The organism is Paenibacillus liaoningensis, from assembly GCF_059609455.1.
In genome coordinates, this window is sequence record NZ_JCAALU010000007.1 from 367,954 (window position 1) to 377,961 (window position 10,008).

At 48.2% G+C, this 10,008-nt stretch carries 9 protein-coding genes; all 9 read right to left on the reverse strand.

The annotated features are described in order from the left end of the window. Positions 1–30: 30 nt before the first annotated feature. The 9 genes from AC6B99_RS12850 to AC6B99_RS12890 all read right to left on the reverse strand — a co-directional run bounded on the left by AC6B99_RS12850 (position 31) and on the right by AC6B99_RS12890 (position 9,564). Complete coding sequence (locus AC6B99_RS12850; RefSeq protein WP_496663495.1) at positions 31–1,005, reverse strand: helix-turn-helix transcriptional regulator; 975 nt, start codon at positions 1,003–1,005, stop codon at positions 31–33. 19 nt (positions 1,006–1,024) lie between these two features. Next, positions 1,025–1,930, reverse strand: coding sequence for an SDR family oxidoreductase (locus tag AC6B99_RS12855; protein ID WP_056040571.1), 906 nt, complete (start codon positions 1,928–1,930; stop codon positions 1,025–1,027). Between the two features lie 192 nt (positions 1,931–2,122). Beyond that, positions 2,123–2,878, reverse strand: coding sequence for a Crp/Fnr family transcriptional regulator (locus AC6B99_RS12860; protein WP_056040573.1), 756 nt, complete (start codon positions 2,876–2,878; stop codon positions 2,123–2,125). Between the two features lie 192 nt (positions 2,879–3,070). After that, positions 3,071–3,613, reverse strand: coding sequence for a DoxX family protein (locus tag AC6B99_RS12865; RefSeq protein ID WP_056040574.1), 543 nt, complete (start codon positions 3,611–3,613; stop codon positions 3,071–3,073). Positions 3,614–3,863: 250 nt separating this feature from the next. Further along, positions 3,864–4,406, reverse strand: a complete 543-nt coding sequence (locus tag AC6B99_RS12870; RefSeq protein WP_494879323.1) for a DoxX family membrane protein — start codon at positions 4,404–4,406, stop codon at positions 3,864–3,866. A 279-nt stretch (positions 4,407–4,685) separates the two neighbouring features. Beyond that, positions 4,686–5,615 (reverse strand): tyrosine-type recombinase/integrase, encoded by a 930-nt coding sequence (locus tag AC6B99_RS12875; RefSeq protein ID WP_056040580.1) that lies wholly within the window; start codon positions 5,613–5,615, stop codon positions 4,686–4,688. 170 nt (positions 5,616–5,785) lie between these two features. Then, positions 5,786–6,997: a Ger(x)C family spore germination protein gene (locus AC6B99_RS12880; RefSeq protein WP_494860203.1), complete on the reverse strand. Its 1,212-nt coding sequence runs from the start codon at positions 6,995–6,997 to the stop codon at positions 5,786–5,788. Continuing rightward, positions 6,987–8,105 (reverse strand): GerAB/ArcD/ProY family transporter, encoded by a 1,119-nt coding sequence (locus AC6B99_RS12885; protein ID WP_494860201.1) that lies wholly within the window; start codon positions 8,103–8,105, stop codon positions 6,987–6,989. Before AC6B99_RS12885 ends, AC6B99_RS12880 begins: the two co-directional genes overlap by 11 nt. Before the next feature lie 4 nt (positions 8,106–8,109). Next, positions 8,110–9,564: a spore germination protein gene (locus AC6B99_RS12890; RefSeq protein WP_496663485.1), complete on the reverse strand. Its 1,455-nt coding sequence runs from the start codon at positions 9,562–9,564 to the stop codon at positions 8,110–8,112. Positions 9,565–10,008: the final 444 nt, after the last annotated feature.

The following is a 10,008-nucleotide window of genomic DNA, read 5'->3' on the forward strand; positions in this document are numbered from 1 at the left end:
TGAGTGTGCAGCCCATTTGTTTACAGTGGACTATTTGTCAGCATAATCCTCCAGATTATCTGCATAAAGCTTCGCCATTGCCTTTACCTCTTGAAGCAGCTTCTGGCGCAGCTCTGGCGGCTCTAGAGCTTCAACAGCTGAGCCGAATTTAAGCAAAATTTCGCATGCGGATTCCAGGGTATTAAACAGCACATCCGCCTCTAGCTCACCCTGACAAACAGCACCTGCTTTCGTAAGCGTTACATACCATTGCTGGCGAAATCGAGATAGGTCTGCTTCCTTCATGCGGATTTTCGCCGGATAACGCGGCAGCGCAGACTTGAACTCCGCAATGGATTGCTGCCAGTAGGAGGCTAAGTCGAACCGTTCTGGCCGATCGAACGTCTCCCCTTGCATAGCAGCTTCTTGCAGCCGAGAAATGCGATACGTGCGCATTCCTCCTTCCGTGTCCGCCACAAGGTACCAAGCATTATTTTTAGCCACGAGCCCGAGTGGCTGAACTAGCCGCTCAGCCTGCTCCGCTCCGCGAGAATATACAATGAGCAGCTGACGCTCCAGCCAAATCGCTTCTTGAATAAGCGGGAGCAGCGGAACCTGCTCGCTTGCTTCCCGCCAGCCTGCGCCGTCAATATGAATACGCTGCCGCACCTTTTCCGCTTCCTCCTGATACATCGACGGAAAGGCGGCAATCAGCTTCTGAAAAGCAGCTTCAAAGTTATCGCTGATTCCTAGAGCTCCGACAATGCCAGTCGGCTGAGACAGAAGCAGTGACTGGATTTCTTCCTTCTTCATCCCGGTCAAATTCGTCCGGTAGCCTTCGGCAAGCATCCAGCCGCCATTCGTCCCCCGCTCGGCCACGATAGGAATGCCTGCAGCGCTTAACGCCTCCATGTCGCGGTGGATCGTCCTCCCTGATACTTCAAGCTTGTCCGCAAGCTCCTGCGACGTCATTCTGCCGCGATTTTGCAGCAGCAGCAATATTGCAATCAATCGATCTGCCCGCAGTTGATTTCCCTCCTGATGTTTATGTCTTTTCGCTGTCGCCCGCTTCCGAGCTTGCATCCGTTCCAATAGTAGCCGCATAGTTTCCCCAATGCGGGCGGCTGCCATCTTCATCGTCAAACCTATATTGTTCCGAAAGCCCCCAAGTGCTCAGCGCTTTCCCTGTTTTGAGGTGTACTTCTGGATCAGCTGCGAGCGCAGCAACTGCTCCGCCAATGTAGGCAGGTGTTTCAGACATGAGAAAATGCGGCTCCTGCGCGGCTGCATCCCGCCAATTCTCCTTCGTCACGCCAAAATGGTCCAGCATCGCTTCCGAACGCAGAAAACCTGGCGTTAATGCTACAGCCGTTACTCCAAAAGGGCGCAAATCCTCCGCCATCGCTTTAGCCAAATGGATAACCGACGTTTTTGCCAAGCTATAATACAAATTGCCCCGATACTCGTTGTCTACTCCATCTGTAATTTCAATAATAAGCCCTTGTTTTCTTGCGGTCATAAGCGGCGCTCCATAATAACTTGTAATCATATGAGAAAAAACAGCACGCTGCTGCATAAGCAGGCCATCCTCCAGCGAATGCTCCCAAAACGGCTTGCCCCACTCAGTTAATGGATCACCGCCCCACACATCATTCACAAGCAGGTCTAGCTGTCCATTCTGCTCAGCTTTAACCCGCTCGAACAATGCCCGAACCTCCGACTCCACCGTATGGTCTACGCGCACAGCAATGCCTATACCCCCAGCTGCGGCAACGAGCTCCGCCGTTTCGTCAATGGTCTCCTGCCTGTTCATATTCGACAAGCCGCCTCGCACACTGCGCCCTGTACAATAGACGGTTGCCCCCGCTTTCCCCAAACCAATTGCAATTCCTCTGCCCGCTCCTCTTGTCGCTCCCGCTACAACAGCAACTTTTCCGGCTAATGGTTTCATTACCAGCCACGCTCCCTTTTCATTGCTTCTTCTAATCTCTCCCATTATATCGTTCGCTAGATGACAACTACTGTCATATATCTCAAACGATTTGGGCTGCAAGCTTAGAAATCAAAGGGCAAAACAAAATCGCTAATGAAGCCTGCGAGCCGCTTCCCCCCGCACCACCATTAGCGATTGCCTTACGTTATTTTACAGACGGCAAACACCCTTCGCACAGGTCGGTGCCGTCGGACATTCACAGTGATGACGAAGCTCATCCAGCTTGAGGATAATAATTTCGCCACGGACGACCTTGATTACCTCTTCATCCTTAAGCGCGGCAAGCATCCGATTGACACTTTCACGCGTCGCTCCAATCAGCTCAGCAAGCTCATTGTTAGTCAGCCGAATATCGAGATGCAGCCCTTCTGGACGCAGCACCCCATACATATTGCTTAGCCGGATCAGCGTCGAAGCGAGCGCCCCGAGTTTGCCGAACTGCGTCAAATCACGCAGCTTTGATTGGCTAATTTGCTGCATGATTCCTAGCCACTTGGCGAAACTGACCGCCATGCTCCCATTTGTATTTAGCAGCAGCTCCAATTCGTCTGAAGCGATAAGCCCAACAACCACTTCTTCTGTGGCCTCTGCGCTCATGCCATGCAAAAGCTCACCTTCACCGCCATATTCACCGAGAAAGTCGCCATGCCCGGCAAAAGACAGCGTCAAGCTTTTGCCATCCGCCATCATTCGGGTCAGCTTAATTCTTCCTGAAACAATCAAATAATGGTAGCTCGCTGCATCGCCTTCCCAAAATAAATGATTGCCCGACTCATAACGGTGCATGCTCATCCGCTCGGTTAAACGTTCCAAATCAGCTGGGGTGAAAAAGGCCGCAATGCCTTCTCCTTGTGCAATGGCAGGGCGAGCAAAGCTGCCTCGTTCGTTGGAGCTATTTGCGCTCATCTGGCTCATCCCCCTCCCGTTTTGTACATCATACCAATATATGACGTCTTTGTGCATACAAAAGAGGAATAAAATTGTTAAAATCCGTAATTATCACGCAAAAAAAGCTGCATCGCAGCCATCAGCGGTTCGTGGGGAACCTTGACTTGTACGATGCAGCCTTCATTTATTTAATTGTGCCCGGGCTCAGCGTCATCTTGCCGAGGGTTTCAACCCGGTGCTTTCGCCGTCATTTTTGTGATGAACAAGACGTTGATACCATTTGCGTAGCAGTGGCAGCACGTAGTAGTCAAGACCATATTTGCCAGCATTTGCGCCACCTACGATGATGAAAACACCCAGCAGCACCATCCATGGGTTAACCGATATTGTTCCAGCGAACATGAACATAAAGTTCATCAGAAGTCCGAAAAATACTGCTGTTGTCGTAAGTGCACCAACGATGAGACCTAAACCTACTAGAAATTCGCCAAGCGGGATTAAAAAATTGAACAGCTTTGCATTAGGCAGTGCGAAATGCTCGATGAATGCGGTATACGTCGGGTAGACGGGGAGCCCTGTCGCCTTGTCAGCTACTGGGTTCTGAACAGCATTATTCAAAAATCCTGCCGTATCAAAGCCCCCGCCTGTCAGCTTGCCCCAGCCCGATTCCAGCCAGTGGTACCCGACATATAGTCTAAGCAGTAAAAGCACACCTGCTGCAATTCGATTTTCTCTCAGCCATTTGTATAACATGACCACTCACTCCTTATGTGTTTATGTGTTGTTTGTTTCTGTCTTTATCATAAGGGATCGTAGAACATTAATATGTGATTTTTTTCACAATAGACAAAAAGATTGGCTGATTTCGTCTATTTGTGTCGTATATTTGAACGCATGCACGCAGCTGTTCGACCATTGCGCTGCGCCACCTTTAATCTAGAGTCTGATATTGCTTATTATGTAAGTGGCGCAGAGCAACTGGCTGAAATAAAGAGATAACCTTCTAGCCAGCTGTCGGCTTAAATGGATTGTCTCCGCCGTTCCGGCTTTTGCCAGCGATACGTTGAAACCTCGTTTTCATGTAGGGCAGCAGGTAATAATCCAGCCCGAACTTGCCAGCATTAGCTCCTCCGATTAGAATAATGCCGCCCAGCAGCACCATCCAAGGATTCGTGGATATAGAGCCTGCTAATAAAAACATGAAATTCATGAGCAATCCGAACAAAACAGCCGTCGTGGTGAAAGCTCCTAAAATAAGGCCCAGCCCTACGAGAAATTCACCAATGGGAATGATGAGATTAAATAGATCAGCGTTGGGCAAAGCAAAATGCTCCAAAAAACCCGTGTACACCGGATAAACAAGCAAGCCTGTCGCTTTATCCGTGATCGGATTTTCGACGGCATTCGCCATAAAGCCCGCCGAGCTAAAACCTTCTCCAGTCAGCTTGCCCCAACCGGCCGAAAGCCACTTCACCCCAATATACAAGCGAAGTAATACGAAAAAAGCTGCCGCCATTCGGCTCTCCTTCATCCATGTTAGTACCATCATGATTAACCTCCTTTCGTCTAATTTTGTCGAACAATTTCATTATATAGGAAATTATGAATAATGTAATTATTTATATTAAATACTAAAAAAGTTGAGCTTTATTTACTCTTAAGTAAATTTGAGGATATTATCTTAAGTTACCGTAACTTTAATTATGTAAACTTATTTAATGAAAAAAAGCAGGCTATGCGCTGCTCGCTTTCTAATGACATCCCTTTCATAAAAAAACGCTGCATCAGAGATGCAACGCTTCCTTTCCCCTGCTAGACTGAACGGCTAGGCTTTTCTGCTGCCAACCTTCATTTTGCCCGCAATATTATTCATCGCATTTTGCAGCTGTTTATTGTCTATATGCGTATAAATTTGCGTTGTCGCTATACTCGCATGGCCCATAAGCTCCTGCAGTGTACGAATGTCCGTACCGCTGCGAATTTGCAGCGTAGCAAAGGAATGCCGCAGCTTATGGCTGGAAATTTTTTTGCCCGCAAGCTCTGGCAGCCTTTCCTTCATCAGCCCAATCGTCTCATCCGCGACGGTCTGAATCATGCGGATGGACAGCCGCCTGCCGAATTGCGAGACGAACATGGCCTGCTCCTTCAATTGCCCCGGCGCCTTTCGCGTCTCCATCGCCCGGCGCAGCACCTCCTGAAGCGGTGCCGGCAGCGGAACGACCCGCCATTTCCGTCCTTTTCCGAGAATATGAAGCGAGCCGTCGGAATGAAAATGCTGCAAGTTCAGACGATGAACCTCGCCTACCCGCAGTCCCGCATAACACATGAGCAGCATAATCGCGAGATTTCGCTCGTAATATTTTCCACCAATCGCAGAAACAAGCTGCTCCAGCTCCTCCTCCTCCAGGTAGACAGGAATGCGTCCCTTCTCTTGCTTTGACTTGGCAATAAGCGCAGCCGGATTAACGCTGAGAGCCTCAAGCTCGATCAGCGCTTTATAAAAGGAACGCAAGGAGGATAGCTTGCGGTTGCGCGCTTCATCCCCTGCCCCTTTTTCACGGCAAGCCGACATAAATCGCACCATATCCAATTTCCCCACCTGATCCAGCGCCTTCGGATGTACCATATGTAAAAAATGCTGAGTGTCACTCAAATAGGCACGCTGGGTCGCCGCCGTCATCCCTTTGTTTTTCATCCAGATGGAGAACAGCTCCAGCTCCTGCGTATACGTATCGATAATTTCATGCTGCCACATGCTGCTTGCTACCTCCAGCTCCTCAAATTCTAACTTTTCCAGCTAAAATTTGATATATTCCTTATCATAGCTGATAAATATAATGCGCGTAAAGGGAAACTGCGTGAAATATGTATTTCACGCAGTTTTTTCAGCTCTAAAATAGGCTCCAAATGCCGCTTAATCCGGCACTAACGCGTAATTTTAGCCCCATATTCGGTAATTTCCATGTCGATGCTGACTGTAATCGGAATATCAGGAAACAGCTCTTCCCATCGGTCTTTTATTTTCTCCCACTTGCGCGGATGCTGAATACTGAACTGCTTGCCGAAGCCAAGCACATCCGTTCCATATTGCTTCTGCAGCTTTTTCAGAGCCATATTGGTCAGTCTCCGTACTTCCTTCTGGCTGCCTACTTCCGCCTGTTTTTTAAATGCAGGATCAATCGGTTCATTATTGTTCAACCATTCTTCGATCAGCCGTCCCTTCGACTTAATGCTCACATGGAAGGAAATTTGATCACCTGCTACTTTGGCGTCAATTTTGCTTTTCATGCTTTTCACCTCATAGACAATCGGCTGATGGTTGTCCTCATGATAGCTTTTGACCAAGCCACCCACTCCTTTTCCAGTCAGCCATACGCAGCCAATCGTTTCTTCTTCATTTAGTAGCCCTTGCAATTTTTGCGTTTTGCCTTTAATAACGGCCCCGCCGGAAAATTTGACCTCTCCATCTGCGGCAATGACATTTTGCAGCAAATAGCTTTGCTCACCATATATTTTTCCCTCCAGCTTCGATAACGTCATCGGCTCTAAAATTTTTAAGGAGCGGTAACGGTTGTCCACTAGTCCCGAAAGCCGAAAGGACGGAATAATAGAGTTGTCTTTCGCAATCAATGTGCTGCGTGCGCTCCCTTTGCTAATCAGAACGAGACAACTCGGCCGAATTTCATTGTCACGCAGGAAAAAATCGAGCAGCTCATTCATGCTGTATTTCCGCGAAAGCTTCTCATTAATAACAATGACCTTCATATGTTGGCCAATGACTGGACGTTCCATTCGCGCCGAAAACTCGCGAATGAGCTGAAACATGGAATCCCCGGTTTCGGAAATATTAAAATATGGCTTCGCTGAGACTGGCGCCTGTCCGCCACTATGCTGGCTTTCAGATTGCACATTAATAATCTGCAGGGTATAACTTAGAAGCTTGCGCTTGCGATAGTCGTCTCCTTCCTTACGAAATGTTTTTTCCAGTTTCGTTTCACTCGCCGGATCCAGGCTCATGCCGACATAGATGCTTTGATCCTCGATCTCATCCTTGCTCCAGCAGCCCGTCTGCAAGGGCAGAACGACCGCACATAAAACAATAAGGAGCGAGCGCTTGGCTTTATGTCTAATTCGCATGCTTGCTCGCCCTCCATTTCGTCACAATCAATAAAACAATCGGAATAACCCCAAACAAATACAATGCCACTTTTCCAATCCAGTCCCCAAGCGTAAACACATCGTCTAATTTTTTCGGGACAGCAACGAAAATATAAACGAATGGGAGCAGACCATACAGACAGGTTTTTATTTTGCGCTTGTATAGCTGGGAAATGCCCAACGCTGAAAAATAAAAGGCGGTTGTGAAGCTGGAGAAAATTTGCATAATCCAAATAATCAACAGCAAAAATTCGAATCTTTCAAAAATCAAGCCCGACAATTCGAAGCTTCTGGCCATATCAAGTGTAGGCCAGTTTTTCGTTAAGGTGCCATCAACGGACAATGCCCCAATGACCATAAAGACGGTCACAATATAAATAACGAGCGGAATGGCTATCCCTGCGGTCACCGCTTTAATGTTTTTTTGGGGATTTTTCATATAGGCTGTCAAGAAGATAATGACCTCAAAGCCTGTAAAGGCGAGCGAGGTCGTCTGAATCCCTTTTAGAACGGGCCAGATGCCTTGCCCCAATAGCGGACGCAAATTATCTAAATCAAATATAGTAAACCCCATTAACGTTACCAGTAAGTAGATGAAAATCGTCAGTGGCAAAATCAGCTCAAACAGCCGGGCAATGGCACCGAGTCCGCCCAGCATCAAATACAGCCCCACCCACAAAAATACGGAAGTAATCGCCCATTGCGGTGTTCCCTCTAATAATATAAAGCTGGAAACCTCGGCTAAAGAACGCACTTGAAAAGCGGCAGTCGCGGCAAAATATAAGATCATCACTGGACCTAGCAAATGCCCCAGCCACGAACCTATAATTTTTCGACTGTATTCATAAAAGGTTTGACCGGGATAGGCTTGCGATAAAAGCGCCATAATGACCCCCACCACAATGGCTACAAGCCCGCCCAATAAGACCGATATCCAAGCGTCCGGCGTGCCAACCTTTTCCGCTGATACCCGGGGAAGCGATAATATGCCAGAGCCCAGCATGAAGTTAGAAATCATAACCGCGACCTGGATGGTCGTGAGTTTTTCCTGGGGAAGGCCGCCTATAGCCTGTTGGTTCCCGCTCATTGGCTCACCTTTTTCTAGTAGAATCCTGCGGATAAAGCAGCTTTGGCCTCCGCTTCATCATCCGCAGCGGCGCGCGCATAAGAAAATCCTTCCATTCCCCTAACCGGTATGGAGCTGCCGGGCTGGCATAAGGGACGCCAAAGCTTTGCAGCCTCGAAATATGAGCGCCTAACAGCAGAGCATACAAGATAACGCCATACATGCCGAAGGCGGCTGCACAAAACATCGCGGGAAAGCGCAGCATACGTATAGAAATGCCGGCACTATATTGCGGTATCGAAAACGAGCAGATCGCGGTCAGTGCCACGACGATAACGAGAATCGGGCTGACAATTCCCGCCTGAACAGCCGCTTCCCCAATAATGAGACCGCCTACGATTCCCATCGCCGGACCAATCGGCTTCGGCAGACGGAGGCCAGCTTCCCGCAATATTTCAATGGCAATTTCCATAATCAATGCTTCAACCAGAGAAGAGAAAGGTACGCCTACTCTCGTAGCAATGATGGAAATGACCAATTTAGTTGGAATTAAGCCAGGGTGAAAGGAGATGAAGGAAATATAAGTAGCCGGAACAAACAAGGCCATTATTGCGGCGAAAAAGCGCATAATCCTTAGCAGCGTGCCGGCAATCCAGCGCTCATAATAATCCTCTGGCGACTGCAGCAGCATGCTGAAGGTTACAGGTGCGATTAGAGCAAATGGCGTACCATCAAGCAAAATGGCCACCTTCCCTTCCATTAGAGCTGCCGTCACTCTATCTGGCCTTTCCGTGTTTTGAATTTGCGGAAAGGGGCTTAAATAGTTATCCTCAATTAGCTGCTCAATATAGCCCGACTCCAGCACGTTGTCGATGCGGATTTTAGATACCCGCCGGCGCACCTCCTCCACTAGATCAGGATCCGCGATTCCTTTCATATAGCCGATATACAGATCCTTCTTCGCCCGCTCGCCAACCTGGAGCTTTAGCAAACACAAGTCCTTATTTTCACCCTGTTTGCGCAGCAAAGCGATATTGTCGGATAAATTTTCATTAAATCCCGCTCTTGGCCCGCGAACCAATGCTTCCGAAATAGGCTCTTCAATGCTGCGGCTTTTGCCCGCGAGCGCGTAGATTAATGTAATTTCTTTTATCCCATCAATTATTAAGGCCGTATAACCTGTAAGCACTTTGGAAAGCATCTCTTCCTGCGTTTCCACTTCCATAATTTCGCTTGTAGATAACAGGGTATTTTGAATAAGCTCCTTCGAAATCGGTCGATCATCAAACGAATAGGACATTAACGCTTGTAACACATGAAAATCAATTTGCTCCCTGTCCGTCAGCCCATCACAATACACAATTGCCGCTTTGATCTCTGTCTGCCCCAGTTCAAATTGCCGTATGCTGACATCTCCGTATTCCTTTATCTGTTCTCTTATAACCTCTAAACGGCTTTCAATGCTGTTTTCCCTATTCATGACTCAATTCCTTTCCGACTCAGCCCATTTGAATACGACCGAGAGTATGACCGGAACGATTAGCACGGCCAGTGCCTGAAGGAAGACGGGGTATTCCGGTATATAGGCTAGAAATGTCTTCACTTTGCACCGCCATCCCTTTGTTTTGCGCTTGATTGAATAAAGTGTATGTTTTCCTGATTTCCCTGTTTTTAACCACTAACTTTGAAAAACAAGGTGAAACGGCTGGCGCCGTCCTCTGGCGGCGCAGCGCGTTTCAGTCCGAGAAATATAGAGAAAGGATAGCGTTAGAATAGCCTTTCCTATATTTCAAGGTGAAACGGCTGGCGCCGTCCTCTGGCGGCGCAGCGCGTTTCAGTCCGAGAAATATAGAGAAAGGATAGCGTTAGAATAGCCTTTCCTATATTTCAAGGTGAAACGGCTGGCGCCGTCCTCTGGCGGCGC